General features: G+C 49.2%; 16 protein-coding genes and 1 other annotated feature. Of the genes, 10 read left to right on the top strand and 6 right to left on the bottom strand.

The genetic code is table 11. From position 1 onward, the window contains the following. Positions 1 to 62 precede the first annotated feature (62 nt). The 5 genes from BS639_RS18755 to hxpB form a co-directional block, all read right to left on the bottom strand. The gene (locus tag BS639_RS18755; protein ID WP_055770058.1) at positions 63 to 1454 is read right to left on the bottom strand and encodes an L-cystine transporter; all 1392 of its coding nucleotides are present in this window, start codon (positions 1452 to 1454) and stop codon (positions 63 to 65) included. A 193-nt stretch (positions 1455 to 1647) separates the two neighbouring features. After that, positions 1648 to 2205: a metal-dependent hydrolase gene (locus BS639_RS18760; RefSeq protein WP_055770061.1), complete on the bottom strand. Its 558-nt coding sequence runs from the start codon at positions 2203 to 2205 to the stop codon at positions 1648 to 1650. A 148-nt stretch (positions 2206 to 2353) separates the two neighbouring features. Then, the gene (kduD, locus tag BS639_RS18765; protein WP_084984026.1) at positions 2354 to 3115 is read right to left on the bottom strand and encodes a 2-dehydro-3-deoxy-D-gluconate 5-dehydrogenase KduD; all 762 of its coding nucleotides are present in this window, start codon (positions 3113 to 3115) and stop codon (positions 2354 to 2356) included. Between the two features lie 109 nt (positions 3116 to 3224). Continuing rightward, on the bottom strand, positions 3225 to 4061 hold the full coding sequence (kduI, locus tag BS639_RS18770) for a 5-dehydro-4-deoxy-D-glucuronate isomerase (protein ID WP_084984027.1): 837 nt from the start codon (positions 4059 to 4061) through the stop codon (positions 3225 to 3227). 226 nt (positions 4062 to 4287) lie between these two features. Beyond that, the gene (gene hxpB, locus BS639_RS18775; protein WP_084984028.1) at positions 4288 to 4953 is read right to left on the bottom strand and encodes a hexitol phosphatase HxpB; all 666 of its coding nucleotides are present in this window, start codon (positions 4951 to 4953) and stop codon (positions 4288 to 4290) included. Between the two features lie 179 nt (positions 4954 to 5132). On the opposite strand from hxpB, the gene BS639_RS18780 reads away from it, so the two are divergent. Continuing rightward, positions 5133 to 5681 (top strand): YniB family protein, encoded by a 549-nt coding sequence (locus tag BS639_RS18780; protein WP_084984029.1) that lies wholly within the window; start codon positions 5133 to 5135, stop codon positions 5679 to 5681. Positions 5682 to 5764: 83 nt separating this feature from the next. Here BS639_RS18780 and BS639_RS18785 read toward each other — a convergent pair whose 3' ends face one another. Next, positions 5765 to 6628 (bottom strand): fructosamine kinase family protein, encoded by an 864-nt coding sequence (locus BS639_RS18785; RefSeq protein ID WP_084984030.1) that lies wholly within the window; start codon positions 6626 to 6628, stop codon positions 5765 to 5767. A gap of 322 nt (positions 6629 to 6950) precedes the next feature. Between BS639_RS18785 and BS639_RS18790 the strand changes: the two genes are divergently transcribed. The 9 genes from BS639_RS18790 (at position 6951) to ihfA (ending at position 15109) form a co-directional block, all read left to right on the top strand. Continuing rightward, on the top strand, positions 6951 to 7586 hold the full coding sequence (locus tag BS639_RS18790) for a transglycosylase SLT domain-containing protein (RefSeq protein WP_139804144.1): 636 nt from the start codon (positions 6951 to 6953) through the stop codon (positions 7584 to 7586). A 362-nt stretch (positions 7587 to 7948) separates the two neighbouring features. Continuing rightward, positions 7949 to 9877, top strand: coding sequence for a threonine--tRNA ligase (thrS, locus tag BS639_RS18795; RefSeq protein WP_055770079.1), 1929 nt, complete (start codon positions 7949 to 7951; stop codon positions 9875 to 9877). 3 nt (positions 9878 to 9880) lie between these two features. Continuing rightward, positions 9881 to 10432 carry a translation initiation factor IF-3 gene (gene infC / locus BS639_RS18800; protein WP_072156369.1) on the top strand — a complete coding sequence of 184 codons (552 nt, stop codon included), beginning with the start codon at positions 9881 to 9883 and terminating at the stop codon, positions 10430 to 10432. A 100-nt stretch (positions 10433 to 10532) separates the two neighbouring features. Then, complete coding sequence (gene rpmI / locus BS639_RS18805; RefSeq protein ID WP_055770082.1) at positions 10533 to 10730, top strand: 50S ribosomal protein L35; 198 nt, start codon at positions 10533 to 10535, stop codon at positions 10728 to 10730. 62 nt (positions 10731 to 10792) lie between these two features. Then, a complete protein-coding gene (gene rplT / locus BS639_RS18810) occupies positions 10793 to 11149 on the top strand; it encodes a 50S ribosomal protein L20 (RefSeq protein WP_013576134.1) in 357 nt (118 codons plus the stop codon). Positions 11150 to 11220: 71 nt separating this feature from the next. Continuing rightward, positions 11221 to 11345 (top strand) — a sequence feature (Phe leader region). Further along, complete coding sequence (pheM, locus tag BS639_RS24940; RefSeq protein WP_106120997.1) at positions 11226 to 11270, top strand: pheST operon leader peptide PheM; 45 nt, start codon at positions 11226 to 11228, stop codon at positions 11268 to 11270. Its footprint overlaps the feature before it by 45 nt. 77 nt (positions 11346 to 11422) lie before the next feature. Beyond that, complete coding sequence (gene pheS, locus BS639_RS18820; protein ID WP_084984031.1) at positions 11423 to 12406, top strand: phenylalanine--tRNA ligase subunit alpha; 984 nt, start codon at positions 11423 to 11425, stop codon at positions 12404 to 12406. A gap of 14 nt (positions 12407 to 12420) precedes the next feature. After that, positions 12421 to 14808, top strand: coding sequence for a phenylalanine--tRNA ligase subunit beta (gene pheT, locus BS639_RS18825; protein WP_084984032.1), 2388 nt, complete (start codon positions 12421 to 12423; stop codon positions 14806 to 14808). A gap of 4 nt (positions 14809 to 14812) precedes the next feature. Then, a complete protein-coding gene (gene ihfA, locus BS639_RS18830; protein ID WP_004717732.1) occupies positions 14813 to 15109 on the top strand; it encodes an integration host factor subunit alpha in 297 nt (98 codons plus the stop codon). Positions 15110 to 15432: the final 323 nt, after the last annotated feature.

The raw sequence follows: 15432 nt of genomic DNA on the forward strand, positions 1-15432 counted from the left end.
GCTAGAATGCATAAAAAAGGCGAAGCACGGGGCTTCGCCTTTTTGCATTCTAGTGGAGGAAATTAGCGATGCGCCAGCTCGGCGTGCTCATCTTCATCCATCACTTTTTTATCCGTGAGTTTAAGCAGCTGGCTGGTAATTGTTCCTGCGGTCATTGAACCACTGACGTTAAGCGCGGTGCGGCCCATATCAATCAACGGTTCGATTGAAATCAGCAGTGCGACCAACGTAACCGGCAGACCCATTGCAGGCAACACAATAAGCGCGGCGAAAGTTGCACCGCCGCCCACGCCCGCAACGCCCGCAGAACTCAGGGTTACGATACCCACCAGGGTAGCAATCCACATCGGTTCAAACGGATTGATGCCCACGGTCGGGGCAACCATCACTGCCAGCATGGTCGGATAAAGTCCCGCACAGCCGTTTTGGCCAATCGTTGCACCAAACGACGCAGCAAAGCTGGCGATAGATTCAGGAATACCTAAACGACGAGTCTGAGCTTCTACGCTAAGTGGAATGGTTGCTGCGCTTGAACGGCTGGTAAAGGCGAAAGAGAGCACTGGCCATACTTTGCGGAAAAACTTCGCCGGGTTTACGCCGGTGAAAGAGAGCAGCAGGGCGTGTACGGCGAACATAATTGCCAGTCCGAGGTAAGAAGCTACTACGAAGCTGCCCAGCTTGATGATGTCATGGATGTTTGAACCGGCCACGACTTTGGTCATTAGCGCCAATACGCCGTACGGGGTCAGTTTCATTACCAACCGTACCAGTTTCATCACCCATGACTGCAAAATATCGATGAAGGCTAATACTTTAGGGCCTTTCTCTGCATCGTCTTTTACCAACTGCAGTGCGGCAACGCCCACGAAGGCGGCAAAGATAACCACGCTGATAATAGACGTTGGGCTTGCACCGGTCAGGTCAGCGAACGGGTTTTTAGGGATAAATGACAGCACCATCTGCGGCACGGTAAGGTCAGCCACTTTACCCACATAGTTGGTTTGTAAAGCTGCCAGACGTGCCGTTTCCTGCGTGCCCTGTACCAGACCTTCTGCGGTCAGCCCGAACAGCTTGGTAACGAATACGCCAACCAACGCAGCAATCAGCGTGGTGAACAGCAGAGTGCCGATGGTCAGGAAACTGATTTTACCCAATGACGAGGCGTTGTGCAGACGTGCTACCGCGCTCAAAATAGAGACAAAAACAAGCGGCATTACAATCATTTGCAACAGTTGCACATAGCCGTTACCGACGATGTTAAACCAGGTAATCGAGGTTTTGAGTACCGCGCTGTCCGGGCCATAAATCAGCTGTAACGCGAGACCAAATACCACACCGACTAACAGGCCAACCAAGACCTTTTTTGCCAGACTCCATTGTGTACGGCTAGATTTAGCCAACAGCAAAAGGAGGGCAACGAAAACCACCACGTTTAATACGAGCGGAAGATTCATACCCAAGCTCCAGAGATAACTTTAATTAAATGTACTAGTGAATACTGCCTTTAGAAGGGTGCACCAGTGTATTTCGCTGATGCATAGGGTAGCAGATCAAAAGAGGGAGTTATTATAACCAAAAAGAATGGGCTATTACTTTTCGCTTGATTTAGTTGAAATTATGCGCAGTACGCCTATTTCATCGTCGCTATCAGGTTAAATATTTCAAAATGAAGCTGAGCCCGTGCGGATTCAGTGCCCCGATAATGGGCGTCCAGTTTGGCCAAAACAGGGTAAGGCCCACCATTAACAGGCAGAAGGTGCGTTCAAGCTGATTGCCTTTTTGGCTGCTGATCAGCGGCAATCGAAAACGCCAGCGACATGGCCAAAGCAGCGGTACCCCAGCAGGCGTGAGCATATCGGCAATAATGTGGCTTAAATAACCAATCACCATGGCGTGCAGCGCATCGATAGGGATCACCCAGTCGTGCGGCAGTTTCGTTTTGAGCAGGAAAATGCCCGCCGCAACCGCCAGCAAACTGTGGGTGAACCCGCGATGGCCAAACATGCGGGCAATCGGCTGCGATATCCATTTTAGCCGCTGACCGAGCAGTGATTTAGGATGATCGATATCCGGAAGCAGCGAGGTCAGCAAAGACGCAGGGATGATATGCCACCAGTCGCCGTGGGCGAGTTCGGGCGAAAGCTGCGCTTTTTTGGCAAACACTGCGCAAGCAATAGAAAAAATGAGATGACCTTCCGCAGTCATAATGCATCCGAACTGAATAACTGTTATTTTATCCAGTATAGAGGAAAGCTGTTTTCTGCGGAAGGTGTTACCCTGTAACTATTTGTCAATTTGTTGAAAAATAGGTTTAAAATAGTGCATTTGTGACAGTGTCATGGCCATTTTGTCACTATCTGGCTAACCAACCACCGTCTACTGCCAGCGTGTAGCCATTCACGTAGTCCGAAGCGCCCGACGCCAGAAACACTACGGGTCCCATAATATCGTGCTGTTCGCCCCACCTCCCCGCGGGAATACGGTCAAGTATTTCCTGGCTGCGGCCTTCATCGGCACGCAGCTGTTCGGTGTTATTGGTCACCATATAACCGGGGGCAATGGAGTTAACGTTAATATTGTGTTTTGCCCACTCATTGGCCAGCAGTCGGGTAATGCCCATCACGGCGCTTTTTGAGGCGGTATAAGAAGGCACACGGATGCCGCCTTGAAAAGAGAGCATTGAGGCGATGTTAATGATTTTTCCGCCGCGGCCCTGCTTGATAAACTGCCGCGCTACGGCCTGCGCCATAAAGAACAGCGTTTTGCTGTTAACGTTCATTACATCGTCCCAGTCTTGTTCACTAAATTCTAACGCATCTTCCCGTCGAATGATCCCTGCGTTATTAACAAGAATATCAATGTGTTCAAACTCGCTGACGGCGCTCTCAAGCAGGCGTGGAATAGATTCAATGCTGGTCAGGTCAGCGCGTAAATCAAGAAATCGCCGACCCAACGCGTGTATTTTGTCGAGCGTTTCATGGGGTTCGGAGCGGTTAACGCCAATAATATCGCATCCAGCCTGCGCCAGACCGACGGCCATGGCCTGTCCCAACCCGGTGTTGCAGCCGGTGACCAGCGCTACTTTCCCATGTAAATCAAAACTGTTAAGCACCATGATTGACTCTCTTATTTACCGTTCAAACCGAATGTCCCTTCAAACTGTGTAGCGCCGATGATGCAGCGGCGCTACACAGTGAATGCAGATAAATCCAGTGGGGTAAAAACTATCTCAGCTCGTTAATGGCCACGTGGTCCATATCATCAAATACCTGATTTTCGCCCACCATGCCCCAAATGAAGGTGTAACGCTTGGTGCCCACCCCCGAGTGAATCGACCAGCTTGGCGAAATCACCGCCTGTTCGTTGTGCACCAACAAATGACGGGTTTCCTGCGGCTGCCCCATCATGTGAAAAACGGCGGTGTCTTCGTCCATGTCAAAGTAGAAATAGACCTCCATGCGGCGCTCGTGTGTGTGGCACGGCATGGTGTTCCACAGGCTGCCGGGCTCAAGTTTGGTGAGGCCCATGGTGAGTTGACAGGTCTCAAGCACGTCAGGGACGATAAATTTATTGATGGTGCGCCGGTTGCCGGTTGCCGCATCGCCCAACGTGCTGGGTGAGGCTTCGGCCAGCGTAATCTTTTTATCCGGGAAGCGACTGTGCGCCGGCGCGCTGTTGTAATAAAACTTGGCGGGGCGATGGGCGTCTACGCTGCTGAACTCAACCTGTTTCGCCCCTTTGCCGACGTAAAGCGCTTCTTCATTGCCGATTTCGTAAGTTTTACCATCAACCACAACCAGGCCCGGCCCGCCAATGTTAATGACGCCCAGTTCACGTCGCTCAAGAAAATAGCTGACACCTAACTGTTTACCCACTTCATCGCCCACGGACACTGCGCGATTAACCGGCATGATACCGCCAACAATGATGCGATCGATGTGGCTGTAGGTGAGGGTATAAGTATCTTTCTCAAAGATTTTCTCAATCAGGAATTCACGGCGAAGTCCTGCAGTGTCGAGTTGTTTGGCGTGATCGCTATGAATACTTTGACGGACTTGCATGTCATTGCCTCTTCTTCGTGTACGAAATGAAAAGGGGACTCAGAAGGAAAGTTCCAATACCCCGCTAATCCTCAATAAAAGAAGCATAGGACCATTGACATACGAATTCAATAAAAATGAAATGATGTTTTATTTTTTGAGTGTGACGTCATGCTTTGTGAAATCGACGCAAAAAAAAGACGGACTTTACAGCCCGTCTTTATCGTCTGTTTGGAGGATGCGTGGGTTAACCCAGATGTTCGGCGGTCAGGTCAGTTAGCGATGCAAGTTTGACATCGGCCAAGGTCCAGCGCGGATCATCACTCAACGTGTGGTCTGGCACCACGATTGAGCGCATGCGGGCGGCCTTGGTGGCAATCATGCCGTTAAAGGAGTCCTCCAGCGTGACGCAGTCCAGTGGGTCGACACCTAGGCTTTCAGCGGCAAGCAAATAGACTTCGGGATGTGGCTTGCTGTAGGCGAGGTTTTCGGCCGAGGTGCGGGTCTGGAAATAGGCCTGTAAATTAAACATCTCTAACACTTTATCAAGCATGTGCAGAGGTGAAGCGGAAGCCAGGCCGATTTTTAATCCCCGCGCCTGACAAAGCGCTAATGCCTGCACCACGCCGGGCAGCAGCGGCTTTTTTTCTTCAACCAGTTCAAGAGTGCGGGCAATAATCCGCGCAGTGACTTCTGCTTCACTGGGGCCTTTCCAAGGCAAAGCCTGCGCCCAGATACGCACCGTCTGGTCGATACGCAGCCCCAGCGTGTGCGGGATAAGATGCTTTTTAGTGATATCGACCCCAATGCTTGAAAAAATTTCCAGCTCAGACTGCATCCACAACGGCTCGGAATCAATTAATAGGCCATCCATGTCAAAAATTGCGGCTTGAACGGGTTTTACATGACTCATTTTTACCACTCCCGATTACACTGAATTATCTAGATTGAAAAAGAGCATAACACAGTCGTTTAAGGCACTCAGTGCAGAAATAATGAGCCATTAAAAGATGTTAACTAAAATTTTAGGCGTGTTTCGTTAACTACGGGTAAACTGACGTTTCTAATGAGACGTCCTAACGAGGGGAATTCATGACGTATCAACAGGCAGGGCGCGTCGCCGTCTTAAAAAGGATCCTGGGGTGGGTGATTTTTATACCTGCGTTGCTTTCAACGGTGATCTCACTGCTTAATTTCTTTTATGAGCAAACCAAAGCCGAGAAAGGGATTAATGCGGTAATGATTGATTTTGTTCATGTTATGGTTGACATGGCAAAGTTTAATACCCCATTCTTGAACGTTTTTTGGTACAACGCGCCGTTACCCGTTTTAGGGCAGGGCATCACCAGTGCCAATATCATGTTCATTGTGATTTACTGGCTTATATTCGTGGGACTCGCCCTGCAGGCAAGCGGAGCACGCATGTCACGACAGGTGCGACATATCCGTGAAGGCGTTCAGGATCAGCTCATTCTGGAACAAACCAAAGGTACAGACGCAAGAACGCAGCAGCAGTTGGAGGAACGGATCTTAATTCCTCGCCACACTATTTTCCTGCAGATTTTCCCGCTGTATATTCTGCCGCTTATTATCGCCATCGTGGCTTACTTCGCATTGAAATTATTAGGCTTGCTGGGCTAATAAAAAACATAAAAATCAAAATCATAACCCGGTCATATTTCTTTGGCCGGGTTTATTGAGATTCTTCCTAATACTTTGCTGTGTCATTTCTCACGTAATAATCTTTCTACCGCCCGTTCTGCGACCACCATATGCTGACCGCCAAAGAGATTGCTGCGATTTAATAAATAATAAAGTTGATAGACCGACTGTCGCTCAATATAACCGTGAGGTAACGGGGTAATACTTTGATATCCGTCAATGAGTTGCGAGGGAATATTAGGATAAAGCGGCAGCATGGACAAATCGCATTCGCGGTCTCCCCAGTAGCAGGCGGGATCGAAAATTATGGGTCCTTCACTGGACAGTGCGCAGTTATGCGGCCAAAGATCGCCGTGCAGTAGGGAGGGTTGAGGCTGATGATTTTGCAGCCTGGCGCGAACACGTTCAATGATTAGCTCAGTGTCGCCAAAGTGCATGCCTTTTTCGGCAGCCAATTGTAACTGCCACCCGATGCGCTGCTGAGAGAAAAAGGTCGCCCAGCGTCGCTGCCAGGCATTGGGTTGTGGGACAGTAGCAAGTTCATTGTCAAAATCGAAGCCAAACTCAAGCTGCTCACTCCACTGATGTAGACTGGCCAGCTGCTGACCCAAAACAAAAGCACTCTCAGCATCAAGCAGGGTTAGGGGAAGATATTCGAGCAGTAAAAAGCTGTAATCTCTGTCGCTGCCGACACCATAAACCTCTGGCACCCGCACCGTACCGCTCTTGGCGAGCAGGGCAAGCTGGTCAGCCTCTGCGGCAAAGAGTGGGAGCATCTCTCGGGTATTACACTTCACAAAAACGTCTTTATCGCCATAGCTGACGCGCCATGCGGGATGAATCTCCCCGCCCGGCAGCTCTACGCGTTCACGAATTTCTGCACTGCCCAGATGTTCACTCAACAGACGATTAACGGCTTGCCACATGGTATCACCCCTTCTGACTGGCCTGATAATTCATTAAGTTAGCTTTTTTACCGCATGAAAACCCCGATCGAGTGCACAGGCTCTGTGCCTGACGGTGAATTTTTAACTCGGCGAGACCTGACGGCTCATTAATTACAAATGAAGAAATAACATTAAAAAATGCTATACAACCAAAAACTGACATTAATACAGGAATTATCCGATCGACTAATTCCCCAGATCCTTGTTTCATCTACCATTATTAATAATAGACGAAAAATATATTCTAGTGATTAAAAAATGTGTATATGCTTGCTTTCGTCCTAGTCGCGAGAGATATCAAGTGAAATTAAAATTTGTTTATTTGACGACTGCGCTATTACTGGCGGGGTGCGCAAAAGAACCCCCCATGCAAACAAGTAAATTGCTACCGAATAAACCCTTTGTCGAGGACTCTTCCTCGTTGATGCATCAGGGGCCTTACGGAAGCGTTATTAAACAGGCCGCCAGCACCTATGGTGTTGATGAGACACTTGTAAAAGCTATTATTCAGGTCGAGTCAGGATTTAATCCTGGTGCAGTGAGCAAGTCGAACGCCGTGGGATTAATGCAGTTGAAAGCTTCCACCGCCGGGCGAGATGCCTACCGACTTAAAGGGCGCTATGGACAACCCAGCACCCACGAACTAAAAGATCCGCGAGTAAATATTGATTTGGGTACCGCTTACCTAAGCATGTTGCAGCAGCAGTTGGCCGGGATAAATAATCCTCAAACCCTGCGCTATGCCACTACGGTTGCTTATGTAAACGGAGCTGGAGCACTGTTGAGAACCTTCTCGAAAGACCGGGTTTATGCCGTGGCGAAAATCAATCAACTGACGCCAGAACAGTTCTACAAGCATATTCAACAGAATCATCCGGCCCCTCAGGCGCCACGCTATCTATGGAAAGTGAACACTGCCTATCTGGCAATGCGCTAGGCATAACTCACCGTCTTGGCAATACAATTTCTCCCCTTAACGGCACGGCTTGAAAGGGGAGATTTTTAATATTCCTCCGCTCATCGATACGTTTTCCGCACGTTATGCAACTTACAACCCGAAATTACACGAAAAAAATCAAGATTTAGCGCCTCGGGCTGCTGGAAAAGTGCGCTTTACGGGTGTTACACTCTAGCCAGTTTTTTGCGTCACATCCTCGGCTCTGCCGTATTTTGGGCTTAGGCGTGTATATATTTGGCAAGGTAAAGCTAAATAGCGCAATTAACCAAATGAATTCAAATACATATATTTTTCTATATGTGCTCTGTCGTGTGGGGCACCACTGTAGATGAGGAAAGAACATGCCTGTTATTACTCTCCCTGATGGAAGTCAGCGTCAGTTTGATCATCCCGTTTCCCCTTATGATGTTGCCCTGGATATCGGTCCAGGTCTGGCAAAAGCTTGTATCGCCGGTCGTGTGAACGGTGAGCTGGTCGATGCTGGCGACCTTATCGAAAACGATGCTCAATTAGCCATTATTACCGCAAAGGACGAGGCTGGTTTAGAAATTCTCCGCCACTCCTGTGCGCACCTGTTGGGGCATGCTATCAAGCAACTGTGGCCTAACACCAAAATGGCCATTGGTCCTACTATCGACAACGGTTTTTATTACGACGTTGACCTGGACCGCACGCTGACTCAGGAAGATATCGACCTGCTTGAAAAGCGCATGCACGAGCTGGCTGAAAAGAATTACGACGTTATTAAAAAGAAAGTCAGTTGGCAGGAAGCGCGCGACACCTTCGAGAGTCGCGGTGAGCAGTACAAGATTGCCATTCTTGATGAAAACATCAGTCATGACGACCGTCCTGGCCTGTATCATCACGAAGAATATGTTGATATGTGCCGCGGTCCGCACGTACCCAATATGCGTTTCTGCCATCACTTTAAGCTTCAGAAAACCTCTGGCGCTTACTGGCGTGGTGACAGCGACAATAAAATGTTGCAGCGCATCTACGGCACGGCCTGGGCGGATAAAAAGCAGTTGAATTCCTACCTGCAACGTCTGGAAGAAGCGGGCAAGCGCGATCACCGTAAAATCGGTAAGCAGCTCGACCTCTACCATATGCAGGAAGAAGCACCGGGGATGGTGTTCTGGCACAATGACGGTTGGACTATTTTCCGCGAGCTGGAAGCCTTTGTGCGCATGAAGCTGAAGTCTTATCAGTATCAGGAAGTCAAAGGCCCGTTCATGATGGACCGTGTGCTGTGGGAAAAAACCGGCCACTGGGACAACTACAAAGATGCAATGTTTACCACCTCTTCCGAGAATCGTGAATACTGCATCAAGCCGATGAACTGTCCGGGTCACGTGCAGATTTTCAATCAAGGATTGAAGTCTTACCGCGATTTGCCGCTGCGAATGGCCGAATTTGGCAGCTGTCACCGTAATGAACCTTCGGGTGCATTGCACGGACTGATGCGCGTACGCGGATTCACTCAGGACGATGCACATATCTTCTGTACAGAAGAGCAGGTTCGTGATGAAGTGAACAGCTGCATCAAAATGGTCTACGATATGTACGGTACTTTTGGCTTTGAAAAGATTGTGGTTAAGCTGTCGACCCGTCCTCTCAAGCGCATCGGTACTGACGAAATGTGGGACCGTGCAGAAAAAGACCTGGCCGCTGCGTTAGTCGAAAATAACATCGCTTTCGAATATCAGCCGGGTGAAGGTGCCTTCTACGGACCAAAAATTGAATTTACCTTGCATGATTGTTTGGATCGTGCGTGGCAGTGTGGTACCGTGCAGCTCGACTTTTCATTACCGGAGCGTTTAGACGCGACTTACATCGGCGAAAGCAACGATCGTAAAACCCCGGTTATGATTCACCGAGCAATTTTGGGTTCAATGGAACGCTTCATTGGTATTCTGACTGAAGAATACGCGGGCTTCTTCCCGACCTGGATTGCACCGGTACAGGTAGTGGTAATGAATATTACTGATACACAGGCTGCCTACGTCGAAGAATTAACCAAGAAACTGCAAGATGCAGGTATTCGCGTTAAAGCCGACTTGAGAAATGAGAAGATTGGCTTTAAAATCCGCGAACACACGCTGCGTCGTGTTCCCTATATGTTAGTTTGTGGCGATAAAGAGGTCGAAGCAGGCAAAGTTGCCGTTCGAACTCGCCGTGGCAAAGACTTGGGAAGCATGGACGTCAGCGAAGTCGTTGACAAACTGCTGGCGGAGATCCGCAGCAGAAGTCTTCATCAACTGGAGGAATAAAGTATTAAAGGCGGAAAACGAGTTCAACCGGCGCGTCCTAATCGCATTAACAGAGAAATTCGCGCCCTAGAAGTTCGCCTAACAGGCGTCGAAGGCGAACAACTTGGTATTGTGAGTCTAAATGAAGCTCTTGAAAAAGCTGAGGAAGCTGGTGTTGATTTAGTAGAAATCAGTCCGAATGCCGAGCCGCCGGTTTGCCGAATCATGGATTACGGCAAGTTCCTCTACGAGAAGAGCAAATCGACTAAAGAACAGAAAAAGAAACAAAAAGTTATTCAGGTTAAGGAAATTAAATTCCGACCTGGCACCGATGATGGCGACTATCAGGTCAAACTACGCAACCTGATTCGCTTTCTGGAAGATGGCGATAAAGCCAAAATCACGCTGCGTTTCCGCGGACGTGAAATGGCGCACCAGCAGATCGGTATGGAAGTGCTTAACCGCGTCCGTAAAGACCTGTGTGAAGATATTGATCTGGCAGTTGTCGAATCCTTCCCTACGAAGATCGAAGGCCGTCAGATGATTATGGTGCTCGCACCCAAGAAGAAACAATAAGGCTCTACAAGTAGCCTGAATCACAGTGTGCTTGCACGCTGTGATTCAAGTTCGCCTTACTGATTCATGTTATTAACAATGCGAAGTGGAATTATTAATAATGCCAAAGATCAAAACAGTACGCGGCGCCGCTAAACGCTTCAAAAAGACTGCCAATGGTGGTTTTAAGCGTAAGCACGCTAACCTGCGTCATATTCTGACCAAAAAATCGACTAAGCGTAAACGTCACCTGCGTCCAAAAGGCATGGTATCCAAGAACGATTTGGGTCTCGTTGCTGCATGTTTGCCGTACGCTTAAAAATATATCTGTTAAAAGATATATCACTTTTTTTTAATCAAGAATAAAACTCAGGAGAGCATATGGCTCGCGTAAAACGTGGTGTGATTGCACGTGCACGTCACAAGAAAATTTTAAAGCAGGCGAAAGGTTACTACGGTGCCCGTTCGCGCGTATATCGTGTTGCATTCCAGGCTGTTATCAAAGCTGGTCAATACGCTTACCGTGACCGTCGTCAAAAGAAACGTCAGTTCCGTCAGCTGTGGATCGCGCGTATCAACGCAGCAGCTCGTCAGAACGACATGTCTTACAGCAAATTCATCAATGGCTTGAAAAAAGCTTCTATTGAAATTGACCGTAAGATTTTGGCTGACATCGCAGTATTCGACAAAGTGGCATTCTCTGCACTGGTCGAGAAAGCGAAAGCAGCTCTGGCGTAAGTCAGGTGAAAGAGGGAGCTTGCTCCCTCTTTTATATTGTGTTGATAAAACCGTAAATACGTAAGGTAATGCAAGCATGAATGCTGCTATTTTCCGCTTCTTTTTTTACTTTAGCGCCTGACTCAGGAAGGCTTTCGCGCGTAAGAGAAGAAACGGAAACTAGCGCTAAAGCCTCCCCTGTGGAGGCTTTTTTTTTGCTATTACCGGTCTTAATTAATTTACTCATACTTTTATTTCACATCGGGTCATATCGACCAGAAGAAGAGGAAAGCAATGTCACATCTCGCAGAACTGGTTGCCAATGCCAAGGCAGCCGTAGAGAGTGCCCAGGACGTCGTCGCGCTAGATTTAGTGCGCGTCGAATATTTAGGCAAGAAAGGGTATTTGACCCTACAGATGACTTCACTGCGTGAAGTGCCAGCCGAAGAACGTCCGGCGGCCGGTGCGGTGATTAACCAGGCCAAGCAGGAAGTTCAGGACGCACTTAACGCGCGTAAAAATGACTTGGAATCTGCTGCACTGAACGCACGTCTGGCACAGGAGACTATCGACGTTTCCCTGCCGGGTCGTCGTATCGAGAACGGCGGTCTGCACCCAGTGACCCGCACTATCGATCGTATCGAAACCTTCTTCGGCGAGCTTGGCTTTTCGGTTGAGACCGGCCCTGAAATCGAAGATGACTACCACAACTTTGATGCCCTGAATATTCCAGGCCACCATCCGGCGCGTGCCGATCACGACACCTTCTGGTTTGATGCCACTCGTTTGCTGCGCACCCAGACTTCAGGCGTGCAGATCCGCACCATGAAAAATCAGCAGCCGCCAATCCGCATCATTGCGCCGGGCCGTGTTTATCGTAACGATTACGACCAGACCCACACGCCAATGTTCCATCAGATGGAAGGCCTGATCGTTGATAAAGACATCAGCTTCAGTAATCTGAAGGGCACGCTGCACGATTTCCTGAACAACTTCTTTGAAGCCGATCTGCAGATTCGTTTCCGTCCTTCCTATTTCCCCTTCACCGAGCCTTCTGCCGAAGTGGACGTGATGGGTAAAAATGGTAAATGGCTTGAAGTGCTGGGCTGCGGCATGGTTCACCCGAACGTGTTGCGCAACGTGGGCATCGATCCGGAAATTTACTCCGGTTTCGCCTTCGGTATGGGCATGGAGCGTCTGACCATGCTGCGCTATGGCGTGACGGATCTGCGTGCATTCTTCGAAAACGATCTGCGTTTCCTCAAACAGTTTAAGTAAGGCGGGAATATCACATGAAATTCAGTGAACTCTGGTTGCGTGAGTGGGTAAACCCAGCCATTAGCAGCGAAGAATTATCAGAACAAATTACCATGGCCGGTTTAGAAGTTGACGGCGTTGATGCCGTTGCCGGTGCTTTTCACGGCGTAGTAGTGGGTGAAGTGGTTGAGTGCGGCCAACATCCAAATGCTGACAAACTGCGCGTGACTAAAATCAACGTAGGCGGCGATCGCCTGCTTGATATCGTTTGCGGTGCGCCAAACTGCCGTCAGGGGCTTAAAGTGGCCGTGGCTACCGTAGGCGCTGTATTACCAGGCGATTTCAAAATCAAGGCAGCAAAACTTCGCGGCGAACCTTCTGAAGGCATGCTGTGCTCGTTTTCTGAATTGGGTATCAACGTTGAGAGTGAAGGTATTATTGAGCTGCCGCTTGACGCGCCAATTGGCACCGACATTCGCGAGTTCCTTAAGCTTGACGACAACACCATTGAAATCAGCGTGACGCCTAACCGTGCCGACTGCCTGGGTATCATGGGTATTGCCCGCGATGTCGCGGTGGTCAATCAGTTACCGCTGAACGAGCCGGACATGTCACCGGTTGCTGCAACCATCGACGACACGCTGCCTATCGACGTTCAGGCGACTGAAGCCTGTCCGCGCTATTTGGGCCGCGTTGTTAAAGGCATTAACGTTGCCGCGGCGACCCCGCTGTGGATGAGTGAAAAACTGCGTCGTTGCGGTATTCGTTCAATCGACCCAGTGGTTGATATCACCAACTATGTGCTGCTTGAGCTGGGTCAGCCAATGCACGCCTTCGATTTGAATCGCATTGAGGGTGGCATCGTTGTTCGTCTCGCGCAGAAAGACGAACCGCTGACGCTGCTGGACGGTACTACGGTTAAATTAAACGATGACGTTCTGGTGATCGCTGACCACAAGAAAGCGCTGGCGATGGGCGGCATTTTTGGCGGTGAACACTCCGGCGTCAATGAGCAGACTCAAGACGTTCTGCTTGAGTGCGCATTCTTCAATCCGCTGTCCATTACTGGCCGTGCGCGCCGTCAGGGCCTGCACACTGACGCATCGCATCGTTATGAACGTGGCGTAGACTCGCAGCTACAGCATAAAGCTATCGAGCGTGCTACCGCGCTGTTGCTTGAAATTTGTGGCGGACAGGCGGGTCCGATTATTGATGCGACTACCGAGTCTGCACTGCCTAAAGCGGCGAAAATTACTCTGCGTCGTGAAAAACTCGATCGTCTGATCGGTCATCACGTTGAAGATGCTCAGGTTACCGATATTCTTCAGCGTCTGGGCTTTAAGGTAGACGTTTTGGCCGGAAGCTGGGTTGCTCTTGCGCCAAGCTGGCGCTTCGATATGCAAATCGAAGAGGACCTGGTTGAAGAAGTTGCCCGTATTTATGGCTACAACAATATTCCAGACGTGCCGGTAAAAGCGAATCTGGAAATGACCAAACACCGTGAGGCGGACCTTTCGCTCAAGCGTGTGAAAAACCTGCTGGTCGATCGTGGTTTCCAGGAAGCGATCACCTACAGCTTTGTCGATCCTAAGGTTCAGCAGTGGCTTCACCCGGGTGAAGAGGTGCTGTTGTTGCCGAGCCCAATCTCGATTGAAATGTCTGCGATGCGTCTGTCTCTTTGGACCGGTCTGCTCTCTGCGGTGGTTAATAACCAGAATCGTCAGCAAAATCGCGTACGTTTATTCGAAAGCGGCCTGCGTTTTGTTCCTGATTCCGCAGCTTATTTAGGTATCCGTCAGGATGTCATGCTGTCAGGCGTGATTTCTGGCAACAAAAATGAAGAGCATTGGGACCTGGCGCGCCAGTCGGTTGACTACTACGATTTGAAGGGCGATCTTGAAGCGATTCTTGAACTTACCGGCAAATTAGACCAGATTCAGTTCAAGCCAGAAGTTAACCCTGCACTGCATCCGGGGCAGAGTGCGGCAATTTATTTACACGGCGAACGTATTGGTTTCATTGGAGTAGTGCATCCTGAGCTTGAACGTAAGCTCGACCTGAATGGTCGTACTGTGGTGTTTGAAATGCTGTGGAACAAGCTCGCAGACCGCGTCCTGCCTGACGCGCGCGAGATTTCTCGCTTCCCAGCGAACCGTCGCGACATCGCTGTTGTAGTGCCCGAAAACGTCGCCGCAGACGATATTTTGGTAGAGTGTAAGAAAGTTGGCGCAAATCAGGTAGTTGGCGTAAACTTATTTGACGTGTACCGTGGCAAGGGCGTGGCGGACGGTTATAAAAGTCTGGCTATCAGCCTGGTATTGCAGGATACCGCTCGTACACTGGAAGAAGAGGAGATCGCCGCTACTGTTGCAAGATGTGTAGAGGCTCTAAAACAGCGATTCCAAGCATCCTTGAGGGATTGAACCTATGGCGCTTACTAAAGCTGAAATGTCAGAACACCTGTTTGAAAAGCTCGGGCTGAGCAAACGGGATGCCAAAGACCTGGTTGAGCTGTTCTTTGAAGAGGTACGTCGTGCTTTAGAGAACGGTGAACAAGTTAAATTGTCTGGCTTTGGCAATTTCGATCTGCGTGACAAAAACCAACGTCCGGGGCGTAACCCGAAAACTGGCGAGGACATTCCAATTACGGCGCGCCGTGTGGTTACCTTCCGTCCAGGACAGAAGTTAAAAAGTCGGGTGGAAAACGCCACGCCGAAAGAATAAGCAACACTGATAAAAAGGCCGCGAAAGCGGCCTTTTTTTTTGCAAAAAAGTGCAAGCGACAACAAATCAACCACGCTTGTATTGTGACGCATTGACGAGAGCCGTGGTCTGATAGTCATCAACGTTGCGCATCTTGCTTTATGTATTAGGGTAAAAGCATTAATTTAAATATGTCCAAACTGTGTCGTTTGAAAGGGAATCGGCAGAAGTGAAAAGATAGTGTTAATTCATTGGGATCTTCAAGAATAGTCTGATAGATTAATTTCCGTAGCTACTGAAGTTAATACTTGGTGAATGTTTTATCTATAAATATCAATATCAGG

Origin of the sequence: Rouxiella silvae, from assembly GCF_002093625.1 — a bacterium.
Taxonomy (GTDB): domain Bacteria; phylum Pseudomonadota; class Gammaproteobacteria; order Enterobacterales; family Enterobacteriaceae; genus Rouxiella; species Rouxiella silvae.